Below are 17,938 nucleotides of genomic sequence, written 5' to 3'. Positions count from 1 at the left end.
AAATAGTAAAAGCATTTAAAAGCACATATAAATATTATTTTTTATAAAAAAATAATTATTCATTTTTTTACTGAACGGCAATCCGTTTGCATTGGTCATCCGCTGCCAACAAGCTCATCTGTTGTCGTTATTTGAAAGATGTTCAATAATACCTGCCAATCTTGAATGATTCTGCCGATATTTGGTGATAAGTTTTTTACGTTGCCTGCAGGAAAAAAACAGTCTTTTCTAAAATTTAATTAAAAAGACGAAAATCATTGTCTAACGAAATTAGTTGAAAGGTGGTTATATACTTGGATTTAACCCTACAACAAATCGTCGAAGGCTTGCCGAAGTCCCTTTTAAACGCTACTGACAGAGATTTGGAAGGTTTCCAAAAGATTATAGAAGAAGCAATTAAGTTAAGAGAAGGCCACAGAAATCTGCAAAAAATGATAAAGAACTTCTCTACCTCTACCATTCGCACCTAAAACATTTGAATGCACGAAAAATAGGAAGGTGCCAGTTTACACCTTCCTTTTGTCTTATTTACTTTTTCAAATGATATGGGACCGTCGTGACAATCACGTTTCTGCGATACAGTAAAAAGGATCGAATCAGCAAGCTGGATTGATTATGCAGAATGTTTTCCCAACTGTGCTTTGGCATAAATTGCGGAATGACGACAGTAACACGGAAATTGGCCTCGCTTGCTTTATGTTCAACAGTATCAACGAACTTCGTTAATGGATTAATGATACTCCTGTAATGAGAATGCAGCGTCACAAGGCGGATATCCGGGTGCCATTTCTTCCATTTCTCTTCGAATTTATGCTCGTCCTCTCTTTCAAACGCGACATAAACAGCAATAATTTGATCAGGCTTCAGCGATTTTGCATAATTGATCGAATTTTCGACCACATGGGTAATACCCGCCACAGGCACGACAATGACATTCCCTTCAATCGGAACAGCGGGCTCGCAATCGGAAATTCTAAGCTGGTCCCCGACTGCTTCATAATGTTTTTTAATCCTGTGGAACAGAAGGATAATCAATGGCAAAAAGATTAATATCGGCCAAACCCGTGAAAATTTTGTAACGAAAAAGATGAGTGTTACTGTAAAACTGATTAGGGCCCCAGTGGTATTAATAACAAACTTTAATCCCCAGCCATTTGGTTTTTCACGAAGCCATTTGACCATCATACCTGTTTGTGACAAGGTAAACGGTATAAACACCCCGACGGCGTAAAGCGGAATGAGATGCTCTGTCTCCGCATGAAAAGCAAGGATTAAGATCATAGACGCCGCACCAAGAATAATGATTCCATTCGAATACCCTAAGCGGTCTCCTCTAACCAGGAACATTCTCGGGATGAATTTATCTTTTGCCAAATTGACCGACAAGAGTGGAAACGCAGAATACCCTGTGTTTGCGGCCAAAATCAAGATCAAGGCTGTAGTTCCCTGTATAAAGTAGTACATGAAATTCCGCCCAAAGGTGTGCTCAGCTATTTGTGAAACAACTGTTACCTCTGCTCTAGGAGTGATGCCGTAATAATAAGCCAAAAAGACAATTCCTGAAAATAGAGCCGCAAGCAGAAGTCCCATTGCCATTAAAGTTTTGGCGGCGTTTTTGGGTGCCGGATCTTTAAAGTTTGGAATGGCATTCGAAATCGCTTCAACACCTGTTAAGGCAGAGCTTCCGGAAGCAAATGCCCTTAATAAAATAAACAAACTGATCCCAGCCACTGGCGTCCCTATCGGAGTATGTAAGGCAGGCGAAATTTGGCCAGTTATAATTTTATATAAACCTACACCTACTAAAATAAACAAAGCTAGGACAAAAAGGTATACAGGATAGGCTAAAATGGACGCAGACTCTGTTACTCCCCTTAAATTTAAAAGGGTAATGAATAAAACAAATAGAATCGCAATCCCCACATTATCGCCATGCAAATTAGGAAACGCTGAAGTGATGGCATCAGTTCCGGCGGATACACTGACTGCAACAGTTAAAATATAATCCACTAACAGAGAGCCTCCGGCCACCAGCCCGGAATTCACTCCCAAATTACTCTTCGACACCACATAGGCTCCGCCGCCGTGCGGATAAGCAAAGATGATTTGCCGATAAGACAAGATAAGTGCAGTTAACAGGATCAATACGCCGACGGCGATCGGAATGGAATACCAGAATGCGGTCGCTCCAACTGTCACGAGGACAATCAAAATCTGCTCAGGACCATAAGCCACTGACGACAACGCATCCGAAGAAAGAATCGCCAAAGCTTTTGTTTTATTAATTTTTTGTTCTCCTAGTTCATGTGATTTCAAAGGCCTCCCTATCAAGAACCTTTTTACGGAAGAAAACATTCATGTCACCGCCAAATTTCATAAGTTGTAAGTAAGTTTCCCTATTTTTCGCAAAATAAAAAGTGCCTCCAAGTCATTACGAATAGACCTGTAGACACATCATTTCTTTTGCATCACAAGCTCCGCCTTCCTTCTCAATATAACGCTTGCGAGGTTAGCTGTCGGGTTCGGGCCTTTGAGTAGCCCTGCCTGAAAGGATTCACCCCTAGGATTATTTACTAATCCAGAACAATGGTTCCCCCGCACCTATCGGTTTCAGCGATTTAGAAATTTGAAACTGTGAATATCATACTCCCCTGTTCTCCTGTTGTAAATGATTTTTTTTATAGATAAACGGTTATGTTAAGTAACGGGACAAGCGATTATTCCATAAAATAGACAAAAGGAGGATTTTCATGCGTAACGAAAAAAATCCTATTATATCTGAAGAATTTTTAAACGAGCTAGTAAAAGACATTAACGAGGAATTTGGGTGGGACACGGTTGAACAAAATGTCGAGCGTTATGACCATGAAACACATAAAAATTGAGATGTCTTATAAGAGTGAAAACAGACTACGAAGTAAAAAATCGTAGTCTGTTTATTTAACAGAAGGTAGTTATAATATTATGAGTTACTATTAGAAGCCGCGAACCGGATGAGGAACATAAGGTTCTTCCAAATATGCCACTTCTTCTGGGGTGAGTTTAATCGAGATTGCTGCCACTGCATCTTCAAGATGAGGCATTTTCGTGACCCCAATGATAGGTGCTGTAACAGGCGCTTTTTGCAGCACCCACGCAAGTGCAATTTGTGCACGGGGAACCTCCCGTTTTGCGGCTAATTCCGCTACACGTTCGACGATTTTACGGTCCGCCTCAATTGCAGATGTGTAAAGTGTTTTTCCAAATTCATCTGTCTGGGATCGGGAAGTCGTTTCTACCCAGTCGCGGGTCAGCTTCCCTCTTGCCAGCGGACTCCAAGGAATTACACCGATTTTCTCTTCCCGGCAGAGCGGCAGCATTTCGCGTTCCTCTTCACGATAAAGAAGGTTTAAGTGGTTCTGCATGGAAACGAACTTCGTCCATCCGTTCCGCTCAGCAATATTTTGTGCTTTCATAAATTGCCACGCATACATGGATGAAGCGCCTATATATCTGGCTTTACCGGCCTTCACCACATCATGCAGTGCTTCCATTGTCTCTTCAATAGGCGTCTTGTAGTCCCAGCGGTGTATCTGATACAGGTCGACATAATCAGTCCCTAGGCGCTTTAGGCTGTTATCAATTTCAGCCATAATTGCTTTTCTGGAGAGCCCTCCACCATTCGGACCTTTATGCATGCGCATGTACACTTTGGTTGCAATGACAATCTCATCCCGGTTTGCAAACTCCTTCAGGGCGCGGCCGACAATTTCCTCACTAGTTCCGTCTGAATAGGCGTTTGCCGTGTCAAAAAAGTTGATGCCATCATCAAGTGCCTTTTTAATAATCGGGCGGCTTAGTTCTTCGTTAAGCACCCACTGGTGAGTTCCTCGCTCAGGAACACCGAAACTCATGCAGCCAAGACATAACCGGGAAACATCTAACCCTGTATTACCAAGCTTAACGTAATCCATCTTGTATGTACCTTCTTTCAATTTGGTTTCAACTTAACTATAATATATTTTGGGTAATTTTTACATAATGCAATTTTCGTATTTTTAATTGATTATAAATTTTAGGAGGATTTACGAATGGGTGAATTAAATCTATTATTCCGCAAAAGAATTGGGTACCCGCAAGACGAAACTGTTACCTTTGAAAAAGTAGACACCATTCTTGATAAAACAGCAAAATCCATTCCCTTTGAAAATTTGTGCATCATCGCTAATAAAACTGCCGAAATTTCAAAAGAAAATCTAAAAAACAAAATCCTATTAAAATATGAAGGCGGACTTTGTTATGACCTTAACACCATTCTCTTTTATTTTTTAATTGAAAATGGTTTTAATGTCTCCTTAGTTCAGGGTGTAGTATACAATCATATTGCCAATCAATGGAGTTCTACCGGAAGAACTCATGTGGCGATTGTCATCACCCACAACGAGTACCGATACCTCATCGACACAGGTTTCGGGGGGAACCTGCCATTGAAGCCCGTCCCATTAAGCGGGGAAATCGTAACATCCCAAAATGGAGAATTCCGCATCGAGCAAACCAACACAGAGCAAGGAAATTACATTTTGCATATGAAACTAAATTATAAAGACCAAGATTGGAAGATGGGCTATGCTTTTGACACCAGGAAATCCGTAGATGAATCTGATTTAAATGAGGTGCAGAAAATCATCATCGAGCACCCCGAATCCTCTTTTAATAAAAAGCCATTGATCACCAGGTTCACCGACAGGGGTAACTTAATCCTTACTGACACTTCGTTAACCGAGTGGACGGATGGAAAAATGGTCAAAAAGGATATTGCCCCAGAGCAGTTCAAATTGATTGCCAAAGAACAATTTGGAATTTGAGACTAAAATAAAAAGGCATGGTCCGTGATTGGCCACGCCCTCTTATTTTGACCTTTAGATGATAATTCCATCATACCTCCCGTTCACCAATTTCATGCATATCAACAATTAGAATTTATGTAAAAAGAAGAGTATGATAATAATATCTAACTATAAGAGGGACTCAGATGTAATGCTAGCATCTAGTTAAAACAAAATAAAGGAGTCTTCAAAAAATGAGTTACATTCAACGTGGGACACGCACATTTAAAATGGTAAACCTAGCATTATTTGCAGGCGGTTTTAGTACCTTTGCCATTCTTTGGGGAACACAGCCCCTCCTGCCAGATTTTGCTCAGGAATTTCATATTTCTCCGGCGGTTTCCAGTTTAAGCTTGTCTTCCACAACGATTGCCTTATCTATCAGTCTTTTAATAGCCGGTTCTTTATCGGAGGTATTTGGACGTAAATCCATCATGACGATCGCATTATTTACCTCGTCCATCCTATCCATTTTAACGGCTTTTACACCCAATTTTCATTTACTGATTATAAGTCGGATCTTGCAAGGCATTGCGCTTGCTGGCCTGCCGGCTGTAGCGATGGCCTACTTAGGCGAGGAAATCGAAAGCAAAAGCTTAGGAATGGCAATGGGGTTATATATCAGCGGGAATTCCATTGGCGGAATGGCAGGAAGGATTATCAGCGGCGTTTTAACCGATTATTTCAGCTGGCATGTGGCCTTAATTGGCGTTGGCATTATTAGTTTACTGGCAAGCTTTGTTTTCTGGCTGATTTTGCCTAAATCTACACATTTCACACCGCAAAAATTAGCCATTAAAAAACTGGCTACTTCATTGTTCAGCCAATTTAAAGAACCGGGTCTTATTTATCTATTTATTATTGGATTTTTATTAATGGGCAGCTTTGTCTCTTTATACAACTATATTGGCTTTGAGCTCATTAAGCCGCCTTATTCATTAAGCCAAACACTGGTTGGATTTATTTTCATCGTGTATTTAGTAGGAACCTTTAGCTCCACTTGGATGGGTATGCTAGCCGACCAGCATGGGAAAAAGAAAATTTTACAGCTGTCTTTGGTCATCTTATTGGTTGGTGCCTGCATCACGCTAAACACCCATTTATGGATCAAAATCTTGGGAATCGCCATCTTTACCTACGGATTTTTCGCCGGCCATTCGATTGCCAGCGGCTGGGTCGGCAAGGCCGCCACTCACGATAAGGCACAAGCCGCATCATTATACTTATTTTTCTATTATGCTGGTTCGAGCATTGGAGGAACAGCAAGTGGAACAATGTACAGCCAATTCGGATGGCACGGGGTTGTCTACATGATTGCGATTCTTGCCATTGTTTCAATTGGAATATCGATTCGTTTAGGGATGATGGCCAACAGAAAATTAAAATTATCTTCCATTAAAGGATTAAAGCATAGCAGTTAAAAAACAACAACGTCACAGCTATTTTCATCGATTGGCCAACCGTATTTTCACCTGGTAAAGCAGATAGCTAATTACCCATGTTAAAAGAGAAAAAGTTAAGGCAATGCTGGAAAAAGCAAGCACATAGGCATTATACTCCGCCAGCTTAGTAACGGCCCGGTACGTATCAAAACCAAAGATTCCGGCCGTCAGATTCCATAGGACAAGAAGGAAAAATATCATCCCAAGTCCTCTGGCGGAGCCTTTAATGTCTGCCCAGCTTAAAGCTATATGCGAAGAAATACAAATGGCCAGCACAAAATAAACCCAAAATAACGGGTTCAGCAAATTTTCTAAGGTAAATAAATTCTTACTAAAAACGACCACGACTTCCCATACGGTCAATAGTAATGGCAAATCAACTTTTTCAAAGGTTATATGCTGTGCAATAAAAGAATCAAGTGTTGCAAAAGATTGTGGAACTAGCAAATACATTCCTAATAGCAACGACCCAATGCCGCTAAAAATTGGCCCCAACCCTATAAAAAAATTCCCCGCCTGCTGATACATACTGTTCGGGTTATATTGGTGGCGCACGAAACCAAGCGTGCCATCAGGGCTATTAAGCTGAAGCAGCTTCACCTGTGTCACCTTATGCCCCCATAAAAAGCACTGCAGCAGATGCCCAATTTCATGAATAGGAACACCAATCCACGCCGTAGCAAGCACCCCTTTTGCTCCAAATGCCCGATATAAAAATGAATTAGAATAACGTTCAAGCACGCCTAAAATCAAGCCTACCAGGATGATGACACCGAAAAGATACGCTATTTCAAGCAAACTTATCAGCAAAATATTGAAAAAGGATGTGAGGATGCTCATATCATAGCTCCTTTAAAATTCATTATTCAATATCCATTTTATACCAATTCAAATTCATTTAAAAACACAATAAAGCTTGGGCTATTCCAAAGCTTTATTGTGTATATCAATGCACGAAATCTATAAATTCTCCTTAATAAAAGCTGCAGCATCACTGTAAATGCCGCCTTGGTTTGCGTACTTGATGTAATTTTTAATTGTTGTTAACCACTCAATCGTTGTCGGCTTCGTAACCTTGATGACATCGAGTAAATCTTCCATTGTAATTAGACGTTCGCTGCCGCCATCCATAATCTCCGATAACACCTTTTCTGCCGCCATCTCGACAACATTCTCAATATCCGCACCTGAATAGAGCGGGGTTTGATCTGCAAGGACGTCATAAACCATCCCATTTTCAATCGGCCTGCCGCGAAGTTTTAATTCAAAAATGATCTTTCTGGCTTCCTTGTCCGGTGGAGGAACAAAGACGAGCTTGTCAAATCTGCCTGGGCGCTTAAACGCATCATCCACGTCCCACGGCATATTGGTAGCCCCGATAATGAGTAATTTATCATTCGTCGATTCAACACTCTGGAGCTCATTCAGCATCGTATCCACTAGTGGACGCATCACATCGGAACGGGATTTTGAACGGCTGAAGCCAAGCGCATCCAATTCATCGAAGAACAACACAGCAGGAGCATTCCCTCGTGCCGTTTCGAAGGCATTATGCAAATTCTGCTCACTTACACCAACAAATGGATCGAGAATTTCTGAGATGTGGATCGGATAAAAATTTGCCCGACATTCCCCAGCTGTTGCTTTGGCAATAAACGTCTTTCCGCATCCCGGCGGTCCATACAACAAAATACCTCCGCCTGCCTTCTTACGAAATTTCGCAAAAAGCCCAGGATTCATAAACGGTTTGATAATTTTCATCTCGATGGCTTTCTTTAATTCATCAAGACCGCCAACTTCTTCAAAGGTAACCCTTTTCGGAATTCGATCCGAAAGGGAAACGACATTACTCTGTTTTTTCCCCTGAATGACTTTAAAGCCTTTCGTATTTTCTTGTGAAGAAGATGGAGTGAACACTTCTGTATCTGTAGGCGTAACGCTTGGTTTAACAGGTTCAAGTGTGTTCATTCTAGGGTTATCAATACCCTTGATAGCAGATAGAACCATCGCAGTAATAGTCGGATCGCCACTTTTTACCGCAAATGAAAATGCATGGAGCGCTTCCGGAAGCTGCTCGTTTTTTAGATATTCCTCCCCTAGCAAATACCGGACTTGGTAGTTCTCCGCGTCCCGTTCTAATATCGACTGGTAAATCTCTATTTTATTCATCTAAAGCCTACCTTTCACAAACCATTTATATAGTAAAAGTGCAGTCCACGAATAAATGGCATACAGAACATAGATTATAGCAATGATGATTAGCGGGATGTAAAGCTCCATCCAATTTAACAATAACGCCATCACCATAAAGGTAATCCAGACCACAGCCGGCCCGCCAATTTTATCAACAAAACGCTGGGGAGCAAATAAAGGGTGGGTTAATGAGTCGTATTCCCCAAGCAAAGCTAGAATATTTTGGTCAGCAGGATTCAGCAGAAATGCTTGCCGGTAACATTCTCTCGCCTCCTTGACTTCTCCTTTTAAAGCATGGTACATGGCAATGTTGGTCAGGTTTTGAACCTCATCTGTTGAAGTCTCCAGTACATTCCGGATGTATTCTTGCTGCTTTTTCGAGTCAGCTTTTGCGAAATAAAAATGTAAGATAAGCTGATTCACTCTATCGCTGAAAGGTTCCAATTCCCTAGCTTGTTCCAGGAGAGCAAGTGCTTTTTTATCATGGCCTGCTTGAAGCATCAAATAACCGTAGGAAGCAATCACCTCACCATTAAGCGGGTCAATTTTAAGCGCAGCCAAAAGGGCTTCTTCTGCATCTTTATACATCCCTACATGCTGATAGGTCGATCCGATGAAGTGGTATCCGATTATTTCGCTATATCCAAATTGCATTGCTTCACAACAGAGTTTCCTAGCTTCTTCAAAGTCTTCACGAGACATCTCTACCACTGCCATTTGAAACAGAGCAGTGGCGTTTTTAGGGTCTTGTCTTAGCTGGTTTTCTATGATTGGAGCCGCCGCTTCATACCTTCCTAAATGAAAATAATGCTCGATGACTGCAGCATCATTTTCTTTTATCTGAATTGTCATAGATCATCACTCCACCCTACCAGTCAGGATAAAGGCCGTAACCATGATAGCCAACTGAATGATGGCGCCAAGAATAATCCAGAGAAGCGCCTGCTTAAATAAAGGCTTAATTTCACCATTTGTAACTAAATGCTGCTGAAATGGCTTGTTCAACATATATTTGTATAGTAGAAACAAAAGAATAGAAAGAATTTGCATAGAATAACGAGGCAATCTGTTTCCTTCAGCAAAAGCTCCATCAGCATACATGTAAAAAATAACACCTTGTGCCAGCAGAACAAGAATACTAGCGGCCAGCAGCATATTAGTTTTTGCCTTGGGTATATTCAGCCACTTGGCGTTCCTAATGCCAAGCACCATCATGGGAATTGGGCCGCCGAAAAAGGCAACGAGAAAAAAGCGGTTAATATCATACGATTTAGTTTGGTTCCAGCCATCCTGAAGCGAAGGCTGAAAAAGGTCATAATTCGGTTTAGACATAGACTCCCCCTGAAAAATTTCTATATAATTCTAATACTATAATCCCAAAAATCAAAAAACTGTCAATAGTTTCTTATAGAAAATAACACCTGCCATTTATCCATCATTTTTACAATTGCCGTATGTATAGAAATGGAATAAAATGAATGAAAGAGTAAAATTTTACTAGATTATAGGGCTGGTGAGGAATTTGTACGAATTCAAGCTGCGCAATATTCTGAGACAAGTGAAAAGCCAAAATCCGCAGAAACGGTATGAAGCCCTTGGGCAGCTATTTGAATATAAACAGCAGGAAGGGCTAGAGGTACAGATTGATCTTTTGAAAAATATGATCAAAACGGCGGCATCCAAATTTCCCGAGCGCGTCGACCATTGGGATAACCCTTCCTATTTCCTCATCGATTTCGTTTGTGATTTTTCCAGACCGGAAGTTGCCGAGGGACTTATCAGGCATTTTGATAGTTTTGACATTCAGGCGAAAGAACGGGCAATTGACTTCTTAATTTTAACGGAAGACGAAGAGATCTTTTCTTTTTTGGAAGAGAAAATTGTCCAATTAATCAAGACAAATGATTTTATTATCCCTTACCGGCAATTGGCGCCCTATCCCACATTGCTAAAAGGGATTCTTGATGCCTCACTGGACATACTTGAATCCAAGCGTTTTAAATTTTCAACCTATGACATGCTGCTGTCGTTGAATGCCTCTGGTTATGAAAAGGGATATCAAAAAGACGTAGTTCTGCCCATTTTGTTAGAAGACTACGTGACGGAAAAACAGGAATATTTGAAATTTGATCCGGATTATACCACGAAATATGTGTATACCGCCTGGAAGGACAGTTATTTCATTGTTCGGAATCGTATGAGGCTGTTCTTAAATTTGATGGAATATTATTTTACTCCTGAGGTAGAAATAGAACTTCAGCAGGCTTTAAATTTCCGTGACCCATTTTTGAAAACAGAAGCTCTCCTTTTGTGCATTGTTAAAAACCTTCCTTACGATGACAGTATCTTAAAGGAGTGCTCCACGTATATCGAGACGGCAGAAATGATCTACTGGGAATTGAAGGATCGGAATATGGAGCACCTCTACCCTATTCATGAGGGCAAGCAGCCTCATTTGGCCAAGACCCGGCTTTTCACCACCATTATCCAATTACCGGAGGGAGACGATGGGATTGTCCATTATCCGGACGACATCCAGGTTCAAGATAAATTGGAGATGGAAAATTACTATGGGCAACCTGTGCGGTACTATTTAATGAGCTTTAAGGAGCATGACCGTGAGTATGTGGGTTGGGTAGGTGCGTATGCCCTTGAAGATGGAGAAGATACTGCCGTCCTTTGGAACGATTCCTATACGGATTATGTGGAATTTAATTCAGCCCCGATCGAAAAGCACAAACAAGACTTTTTCAAGGAACGGGCCGAAGAAAAGCAGAATTATGATAATAGTGTATACTTCCAGAGCTCTCCTAAGCTTAGCAGAGGTGCATGGTTCTTTATCGCCCTGGCAATTGTGCATTGGATACGCGAAATATTATCCGGATTTGCGGAAAACTCCCTTTTTATTTCGATTCTCTTCACCGTGGTTGGCGGCGCACTGTGTTATTTTGAATTCTATAAAAATAAAAAGAGAAAAGTATTGATTATCGGCCAACAGCTCGTAAAGCAGGATGGTGCCAACCAACAAAGCATTGGCATTCATGAAATCAAAAAGGTGGAGTACGACAAGAAAAGTGTGCTCGTCTACAATAAGAAAAATGAGCTTGCCTTCAAATTCCCGATTAGATGGGTCCACTATGAATTGTTCTATATGTACATGAAGGAGCACTCGGGGCATTTGAAGAACCGGCCGTTTATACAGGGGTAGCTCGCTAGCCTGTAACGGGCATCTAATAACGCTTGAGGTTTTCCTCAAGCGTTTACGATTTAAATACTCAAAAAGCTCAGTATTCGGGTTTGGGATATCTTTTTATTTTCTCAATTAAATACTGTACTCAATACAATAAAAAACCGCCAATTAAACCAAAAAAAGGATTCCCTTGTGCCTTTCAGACACCGATGGGAATCCCTATATATTATGCAGGCGTAGCCTGCGGTTCTAATTTTTCAATTTCCAACGTTTTAATATGGTAGCCGTCGACTTCGAGGACTTTAAATGCAAAGTCTCCGTATTGTATTTTGTCCCCTTCGCTAACGTCAATTTTTTCGGATAGAATCCAGCCTCCGATGGTATCCATTTCTGAATCATCGAGGTCGAGTCCGAATAAATCGTTAACTTCTTCAATCAACACTTTACCATCCACGATGGTTTTGGTTTCGTTGATGTGATTGATTTCAGGCATTTCGTCAGCGTCAAATTCGTCGCGGATTTCACCGACGATTTCTTCCAAAATGTCCTCAACAGTCACCAATCCTGCTGTACCGCCATATTCGTCCATTAATATCGCCATATGAATCCGTTCTTTTTGCATTTTCACCAAAAGCTTGTCAATATCAATCGATTCAAACACCTGAATGGCAGGACGAACATATTGGTCAATCGTTGCGTCCAACTGATTACCAGAAATAAAGTCCGTTAAGACTTCCTTCATATTCACCATACCGACGATGTTGTCTTTCTCCCCATCGATCACCGGGTATCTCGTATAATTCTCATTCTTCATAATTTCGAGACATTCGGCTACAGTTTGCGATTTGTCAAATGCTGCAATTTCGGTTCTTGGTACCATGATTTCTTTGGCAATTCGATTATTGAATTCAAAAATATTGTTTACATAATGATATTCTGATTGATTAATTTCTCCGCTTCTGAAGCTTTCGGAAATGATGATTTGCAGTTCTTCTTCGGAGTGTGCCTGCTCGTGTTCTGATGCAAGCTTCAATCCAAAGAGTCCTGTAATAAAACGAGCCGATCCATTTAACGCTTTTACAAACGGGTATGCAATTTTATAAAAAAGAATCATCGGCCTTGCCAATATTAATGTAACTTTCTCAGCTTTTTGAATGGCCAATGTTTTCGGTGCAAGCTCCCCGACAACCACATGAATAAACGTGACCAATGTAAAGGCAATCACAAACGCAGCAATTGTCGTCACTGATTCCGGCAGGCTCAAGCTAATGAACAGCGGATGTAATATATGTTCCACTGTCGGTTCTCCCAACCAACCTAACCCTAAAGCTGTTACGGTAATACCCAATTGACAGGCTGATAAATATTCATCAAGATTTGAAATAATTTTTCTTGCGGCAATGGCACTTTTATTTCCCTCGGCCACAAGCTGATCAATCCGCGTGCTGCGGACTTTAACAATAGCAAATTCGTAAGCTACGAAAAATGCAGTAAAAGCTATTAAAATAGCAATTACAAATAAATTAATAATGGTCAATAGAATCCTTACTTACGAAATGTAAGCAAGGAATACACCTCCTGTTTTTTGAAAAAATTAGTTTAATAGTAATAACAAGGTTTGTGCCAACGTGACACCCTGGGGTGACAGCTTATTGACAACCATTTCTTTTTCATGTTCGTTTAATTTTTGCAGAAACGGTTCGATGATTTTTATTTCCTCTTTCAGATGCTGCATAATGTTGGCAATCTGTTCAACGTGTTTTTCTACTTTTTCCTTGTCAATGCCGCAGTCCGCTTTCATCAGTTCAATGAATGACTTGATTTCTTCAAGCGGCATATTCAAATTCTTGTAATGCTCTACTAATTTTAAGACTTGAACGCTCTCTTCTCCGTACAATCGATAATTTGAATTTGCCCGCACAGGGTTCAGTAAGCCTATTTGGGTATAGTAATCGATTGTTCGTTTGGAGAGGTTCATAACTGCTGCTAGTTCTCCAATTCGATACAACTTCCCAACTTACTCACCCCTTCCAATTTTATGTTTACTATACCACATTTTGAACTATACAGTCAACGTGATGGTTTTTAAACAAATGTTTTTGGACAAATTGGTTGAAACTACTCTTATAGTTGAAACGTAAAACATTTAAGAAATTAATCGATTTGGAGTTGATTTATTTTGACAGCAATGGACTCAGCTGATTTTTTAAAAAGTGAATTACGGAAGATTGAAAAATGGGAAAAGGATCAAAAGGGCCTATGGTTCTGGGAGAAAATCGGCCGCCTGCCGTTTGTTTTGCTTGATAAACTTACCCCTAAATCAATTCAGGAAAAGCTTGGCACAGCCATTGATGAATTGGGAGGATACATACAAACGGGCGGACAATACTTGATTAATGAGGATGGTATTTTAAAAAAGTTTGACGATGAAGTGGTAAGTTTTAATCAAGTACAAGCGGTGCCAATCAGCAAAATGGATGCAGTAGCCGAGCAAATTCGAAATTCGCGAACCAATATGGCTACTGTTCAAGGTGCCACAACCGGGATTGGCGGAATATTTACACTTGCTATCGATATTCCCTTACTAATTGGTATGTCCCTAAAGGTACTACAGGAAGTCGCTTTGTGCTATGGATATGACCCGAGGGAGAAATCGGAGCGAATCTTCATTGTGAAATGCTTGCAGTTTGCTTCCTCTGATATTGTTGGGAAAAAAGCCATTCTAGATGATCTCGCGGCATTTGAGGAGAAGAAGCAGAACGCCCAAATTTTTTCGCAATTGCAGGGCTGGCGTGAGGTTGTCATGACCTATCGGGACAACTTTGGCTGGAAAAAGCTGTTTCAAATGATTCCGATTGCCGGGATTATTTTTGGGGCATTTGTTAATAAATCACTTATTGGGGATGTTGCGGAAACTGGGATTATGCTTTATCGAAAACGGAGAATATTGGACAGAATGCATCAGTTGGAACGAGCTCATTAAGAATTTATAGAAGTTTCCCCTCTCCTTTGTGTCAAAATTTGGTATAATAAAATCAAATGGATAGGAGTGAATTTATGATTAATATTTTAGGTCAAGTTATGGTTTATGTTAACAATCAGGATGAAGCGGTAAAATTTTGGACAGAAAAGGTTGGATTTACGGTTATTTCAGAGGAAGATAACGGTCAAGGCATGCGTTGGATTGAAGTCGCCCCGACCAATCAGACTGAGACAAGCATCATTCTGCACAATAAAGAATTCGTATCTAAAATGGCACCTGAGTTAAATCTTGGCACTCCCTCTTTAATGTTTTTCACAAAAAATCTTGAACAATTACATAGCGACTTATCAAACAAAAACGTTACAGTTGGAGAAATTGTTAATATGCCTAATGGTAAGGTGTTTAATTTTGCAGACAGTGAAAATAACTACTTTGCCGTGATGGAAAGAAACAAGTAAGAATTGAGGGATATTCTCCTGGAAAAAGGAAAAAGCATGGATCTGATTCCATGCTTTTTCCTTTGAATTATTTAAAATAGTCTCTTAAAAACATAGCTGTATCAATCATTTTTACTCTCATGGCATTCTCCATTCCAAAATACCCTTTAATCAGAACAGTTGTTTTTTCTTTTATTTGGCCAACAAGCGTTTGATGCAATTCATCGATAGAATGAAAATGTTTCACATTTTCATCGGCTATACCGGATTGATTTGCAGCCTCTCCTATTATTTTTGTTCCTTCCCCTACTGTATAAAGGTAATCAATTTTACAGCTAGCTGCATAACTTCCTATATCTCTATAGGCTTGTTCCTCATGAATGCCTAAGTCAAACATGCAGCCCAAAATAGCAATTTTTGTATCCTTACCAATATTGGATAAGACATTAATGGCTTCTTTCATAGCATCAGGTTTTGCATTAAAAGTATCATTAATAATGGTTATTTCATTTTTTAAATGATAGATTGTTAAGCGGCCAAACGTTTGATAAAAGTTTTCTAATCCAAGGCGTATATCATTTATGGACAATCCTAATCGATGGGAAACTGCTATAGCAAATAAAGCATTATACACATTATGTTTACCGAAAATCGGAATATAAAATGGGCAGTCCATACCCTCCATTTCAACCCGAAAATTCATTCCATTCTCAGTGTAATAAATTTCCCTCGCCTGATAGTTGGCTTTGTTTTGAATGCCTATAGAAAGAATTTCGCCCCGAAAATCCCCTTTATCCAACAATTTTGAATTCAGATCGTCCTCGTTTAAAAATAAAATCCCATCTGATTTCATTCCTTTAATCAATTCTGACTTCGCGGCTATTACACCAAATTCCTGGTCCTCAAAATTTCCAATATGGGCTATTCCGACATTGGTGATGATCCCAATATTTGGTTGAATAAGTTTGCAATGCTCCGTAATATTCCCAGCATGTGTCATCCCGTATTCTAAAACCAGCGCCTCATAAGTAGGATCAATTTGCTTCACATACTGAGATGTAAACCAAACGTCATTGCCATTTTCATATGACTTAAAAACCTTCCAGCGCCTCTGTATAATTGATGACACCATTTCTTTAGTAGTTGTTTTCCCTGAACTTCCTGTAATGGCTATAATTGGTTTTCCTATACCAATATTATCCATCTTCAATCACCCGCTTTTCACATGAGGATTAATGTATAAAACTCCTTTACAAAAATGGAGCTTTCAATTAACAGGTTATGAAAAAAGAAATAAAATTGTTATACGAAAATAGAAATCACCCCAAAAACCACACCTATTTTTGGTACAACCCCATGCGAAATATTCCAAACATAATATACTACTATAAAACTATTTGAAAAGGTGATGAAGTGTCACAGAATAATATTGTTCATATTCATTTTCTTGAGGAGAACCCAAACAGGGAACTATTAATCTCTCGGAAGTTGTGGAAGGAATTTGGTTTAAACAGGCGTAATTATTATATTCAGTTTGGTCATCGGATTATCGTATCAAAAGTTATCCCTATTGACGGCAACGAATCAGAAATTTATTTGTCCTCAATATTAATAAAAGAGTTAATGATTCCTTTCCCCTGCCAGTTAAGGGCTCATTTTGATAATGGCACACTGCGGATAGGCCCATTAGTAGGAATATTAATGGCAGATAGCTCTCACATTCAATTATTTGAATATCTACTGTCGACGCTGAAGAATGAACCAATATCCATTTTTCTTTTTACTCCTCAGGTAATCAATTGGTCGAAAAAAAACGTCACAGGTACATTTCTCGAGACGACAACAGATGGTTCAAAAAAATGGCTGGAATGCCAAGTTCCTTTCCCTAACGTGGTCTACAACCGAATCTATGGGAGGGAAAATGAACAAAAAGAGATTTTTAGCGTCTTCAAGAAGAATATCAATCTTTATACTAGCGCTAAAATGTTTAATTCTTCTTTTTTTAATAAAGACATGGTCTACCAACAACTCAATTCCGATCCTGAGATTATGAAACATATCCCTGATACATGTTTAGCCCCGTCCGTTTCAGACATACAGGACTTTTTAAACAGGTACCAAGAAATTTTTCTTAAACCAGTAACAGGAAGTTTTGGATATGGTATTTTCAAGGTAAGTTCTCAAAATGGGACAGGCTTTCTATGCCAATACCGTGAAGATTCACAAGAAGTGTTTCGGATTTATATAAGTTTAGATGACCTCGCTGATCATCACTTTAAGGATGGATTACTATCCACCTATCTTTTGCAGCAAGCCATCGATCTAGCGTGCGTTGACGAACAAACCTTTGACTTTAGAATCCATCTTAATAAAGACGGTTATAACAAATGGCAGCCAACCGCAATGGTTCCCTTCTTGAAGAATAAAAATGAATTAACTACTCATTCCGGAAAGTATACCTCAAGAGACGTTCTCAAAGAAGTATTTTGCGAGCGGAGTATCGAATTAACGAATCAAGTGAAAGATGCAGCAATCTATGCGGTCACAGCAATGGAATCTTCCCTAAATCAACTTATTGGAGAGGTTGGAATTGATATCGGTATTGATAAGAATGGTCATATTTGGATCTTTGAAATTAATTCGAAGCCTAGCCACATGATAACTATTAGCGAAAGACTTATGAATGAGTATCAGCATTCCACCCGCTGCCTAAGTGAATTTTTCCAATACTTGGCGGGCTACCGAATGAAATACGGGGACGGTTCTGCTGCATCACCTGATGCAAATTAAACGGAGTATAGGTAAATTTATATTCTGGAAACCCTTTA

At 39.8% G+C, this 17,938-nt stretch carries 17 protein-coding genes and 1 riboswitch; of the genes, 8 read left to right on the top strand and 9 right to left on the bottom strand.

What is annotated here, in order from left to right:
* Positions 1–293: 293 nt before the first annotated feature.
* Positions 294–470: a hypothetical protein gene (locus ACFPA1_RS05490; RefSeq protein ID WP_213140174.1), complete on the top strand. Its 177-nt coding sequence runs from the start codon at positions 294–296 to the stop codon at positions 468–470.
* 58 nt (positions 471–528) lie between these two features.
* Here ACFPA1_RS05490 and ACFPA1_RS05485 read toward each other — a convergent pair whose 3' ends face one another.
* On the bottom strand, positions 529–2,355 hold the full coding sequence (locus ACFPA1_RS05485; RefSeq protein ID WP_213140175.1) for an APC family permease: 1,827 nt from the start codon (positions 2,353–2,355) through the stop codon (positions 529–531).
* Between the two features lie 128 nt (positions 2,356–2,483).
* Positions 2,484–2,626, bottom strand: a riboswitch (cyclic di-AMP (ydaO/yuaA leader).
* Positions 2,627–2,750: 124 nt separating this feature from the next.
* On the opposite strand from ACFPA1_RS05485, the gene ACFPA1_RS05480 reads away from it, so the two are divergent.
* Positions 2,751–2,885 (top strand): hypothetical protein, encoded by a 135-nt coding sequence (locus ACFPA1_RS05480; RefSeq protein ID WP_277398384.1) that lies wholly within the window; start codon positions 2,751–2,753, stop codon positions 2,883–2,885.
* A 90-nt stretch (positions 2,886–2,975) separates the two neighbouring features.
* Here ACFPA1_RS05480 and ACFPA1_RS05475 read toward each other — a convergent pair whose 3' ends face one another.
* Positions 2,976–3,953 (bottom strand): aldo/keto reductase, encoded by a 978-nt coding sequence (locus tag ACFPA1_RS05475; RefSeq protein ID WP_213140176.1) that lies wholly within the window; start codon positions 3,951–3,953, stop codon positions 2,976–2,978.
* 117 nt (positions 3,954–4,070) lie between these two features.
* On the opposite strand from ACFPA1_RS05475, the gene ACFPA1_RS05470 reads away from it, so the two are divergent.
* The gene (locus ACFPA1_RS05470; protein ID WP_378581674.1) at positions 4,071–4,844 is read left to right on the top strand and encodes an arylamine N-acetyltransferase family protein; all 774 of its coding nucleotides are present in this window, start codon (positions 4,071–4,073) and stop codon (positions 4,842–4,844) included.
* Between the two features lie 215 nt (positions 4,845–5,059).
* On the top strand, positions 5,060–6,286 hold the full coding sequence (locus ACFPA1_RS05465) for an MFS transporter (RefSeq protein ID WP_213140178.1): 1,227 nt from the start codon (positions 5,060–5,062) through the stop codon (positions 6,284–6,286).
* A gap of 24 nt (positions 6,287–6,310) precedes the next feature.
* Here the strand turns inward: ACFPA1_RS05465 and ACFPA1_RS05460 are convergent, their stop codons facing one another.
* The 4 genes from ACFPA1_RS05460 to ACFPA1_RS05445 all read right to left on the bottom strand — a co-directional run bounded on the left by ACFPA1_RS05460 (position 6,311) and on the right by ACFPA1_RS05445 (position 9,832).
* Entirely contained in the window at positions 6,311–7,147 is an 837-nt protein-coding gene (locus ACFPA1_RS05460; protein ID WP_213140179.1) for a hypothetical protein, read from the bottom strand.
* Between the two features lie 120 nt (positions 7,148–7,267).
* Entirely contained in the window at positions 7,268–8,476 is a 1,209-nt protein-coding gene (locus tag ACFPA1_RS05455) for an ATP-binding protein (protein ID WP_213140180.1), read from the bottom strand.
* A complete protein-coding gene (locus ACFPA1_RS05450) occupies positions 8,477–9,352 on the bottom strand; it encodes a tetratricopeptide repeat protein (protein ID WP_213140181.1) in 876 nt (291 codons plus the stop codon).
* A 6-nt stretch (positions 9,353–9,358) separates the two neighbouring features.
* A complete protein-coding gene (locus tag ACFPA1_RS05445) occupies positions 9,359–9,832 on the bottom strand; it encodes a hypothetical protein (protein WP_213140182.1) in 474 nt (157 codons plus the stop codon).
* Between the two features lie 190 nt (positions 9,833–10,022).
* Between ACFPA1_RS05445 and ACFPA1_RS05440 the strand changes: the two genes are divergently transcribed.
* The gene (locus ACFPA1_RS05440) at positions 10,023–11,708 is read left to right on the top strand and encodes a hypothetical protein (RefSeq protein ID WP_378581673.1); all 1,686 of its coding nucleotides are present in this window, start codon (positions 10,023–10,025) and stop codon (positions 11,706–11,708) included.
* A gap of 208 nt (positions 11,709–11,916) precedes the next feature.
* Here the strand turns inward: ACFPA1_RS05440 and ACFPA1_RS05435 are convergent, their stop codons facing one another.
* Both ACFPA1_RS05435 and ACFPA1_RS05430 read right to left on the bottom strand, forming a co-directional pair.
* Complete coding sequence (locus ACFPA1_RS05435) at positions 11,917–13,227, bottom strand: hemolysin family protein (protein ID WP_213140184.1); 1,311 nt, start codon at positions 13,225–13,227, stop codon at positions 11,917–11,919.
* Positions 13,228–13,284: 57 nt separating this feature from the next.
* On the bottom strand, positions 13,285–13,698 hold the full coding sequence (locus tag ACFPA1_RS05430) for a MerR family transcriptional regulator (RefSeq protein WP_241114093.1): 414 nt from the start codon (positions 13,696–13,698) through the stop codon (positions 13,285–13,287).
* Between the two features lie 180 nt (positions 13,699–13,878).
* Here ACFPA1_RS05430 and ACFPA1_RS05425 point away from each other — a divergent pair, with 180 nt between their 5' ends.
* A complete protein-coding gene (locus tag ACFPA1_RS05425; RefSeq protein ID WP_213141246.1) occupies positions 13,879–14,673 on the top strand; it encodes an EcsC family protein in 795 nt (264 codons plus the stop codon).
* A 74-nt stretch (positions 14,674–14,747) separates the two neighbouring features.
* Complete coding sequence (locus ACFPA1_RS05420) at positions 14,748–15,131, top strand: VOC family protein (protein WP_213140186.1); 384 nt, start codon at positions 14,748–14,750, stop codon at positions 15,129–15,131.
* Positions 15,132–15,198: 67 nt separating this feature from the next.
* Here ACFPA1_RS05420 and ACFPA1_RS05415 read toward each other — a convergent pair whose 3' ends face one another.
* Positions 15,199–16,314: a UDP-N-acetylmuramoyl-tripeptide--D-alanyl-D-alanine ligase gene (locus ACFPA1_RS05415; RefSeq protein ID WP_213140187.1), complete on the bottom strand. Its 1,116-nt coding sequence runs from the start codon at positions 16,312–16,314 to the stop codon at positions 15,199–15,201.
* 209 nt (positions 16,315–16,523) lie between these two features.
* Here ACFPA1_RS05415 and ACFPA1_RS05410 point away from each other — a divergent pair, with 209 nt between their 5' ends.
* Entirely contained in the window at positions 16,524–17,900 is a 1,377-nt protein-coding gene (locus tag ACFPA1_RS05410; RefSeq protein WP_378581672.1) for a YheC/YheD family protein, read from the top strand.
* Positions 17,901–17,938 lie beyond the last annotated feature (38 nt).

It is taken from the genome of Neobacillus sp. GCM10023253 (assembly GCF_042653105.1).
GTDB classification, from domain to species: domain Bacteria; phylum Bacillota; class Bacilli; order Bacillales; family Cytobacillaceae; genus Neobacillus; species Neobacillus citreus.
This window is presented reverse-complemented; position numbering and strand designations above follow the sequence as displayed.

What these genes read in the sequence shown, in the direction of transcription:
- ACFPA1_RS05485 (WP_213140175.1), bottom strand. Translation starts at nt 2,355, where the DNA reads ATGTTTTCTTCCGTAAAAAGGTTCTTGATAGGGAGGCCTTTGAAATCA.
- ACFPA1_RS05480 (WP_277398384.1), top strand. Translation starts at nt 2,751, where the DNA reads ATGCGTAACGAAAAAAATCCTATTATATCTGAAGAATTTTTAAACGAG.
- ACFPA1_RS05475 (WP_213140176.1), bottom strand. Translation starts at nt 3,953, where the DNA reads ATGGATTACGTTAAGCTTGGTAATACAGGGTTAGATGTTTCCCGGTTA.
- ACFPA1_RS05470 (WP_378581674.1), top strand. Translation starts at nt 4,071, where the DNA reads ATGGGTGAATTAAATCTATTATTCCGCAAAAGAATTGGGTACCCGCAA.
- ACFPA1_RS05465 (WP_213140178.1), top strand. Translation starts at nt 5,060, where the DNA reads ATGAGTTACATTCAACGTGGGACACGCACATTTAAAATGGTAAACCTA.
- ACFPA1_RS05460 (WP_213140179.1), bottom strand. Translation starts at nt 7,147, where the DNA reads ATGAGCATCCTCACATCCTTTTTCAATATTTTGCTGATAAGTTTGCTT.
- ACFPA1_RS05455 (WP_213140180.1), bottom strand. Translation starts at nt 8,476, where the DNA reads ATGAATAAAATAGAGATTTACCAGTCGATATTAGAACGGGACGCGGAG.
- ACFPA1_RS05450 (WP_213140181.1), bottom strand. Translation starts at nt 9,352, where the DNA reads ATGACAATTCAGATAAAAGAAAATGATGCTGCAGTCATCGAGCATTAT.
- ACFPA1_RS05445 (WP_213140182.1), bottom strand. Translation starts at nt 9,832, where the DNA reads ATGTCTAAACCGAATTATGACCTTTTTCAGCCTTCGCTTCAGGATGGC.
- ACFPA1_RS05425 (WP_213141246.1), top strand. Translation starts at nt 13,879, where the DNA reads ATGGACTCAGCTGATTTTTTAAAAAGTGAATTACGGAAGATTGAAAAA.
- ACFPA1_RS05420 (WP_213140186.1), top strand. Translation starts at nt 14,748, where the DNA reads ATGATTAATATTTTAGGTCAAGTTATGGTTTATGTTAACAATCAGGAT.
- ACFPA1_RS05415 (WP_213140187.1), bottom strand. Translation starts at nt 16,314, where the DNA reads ATGGATAATATTGGTATAGGAAAACCAATTATAGCCATTACAGGAAGT.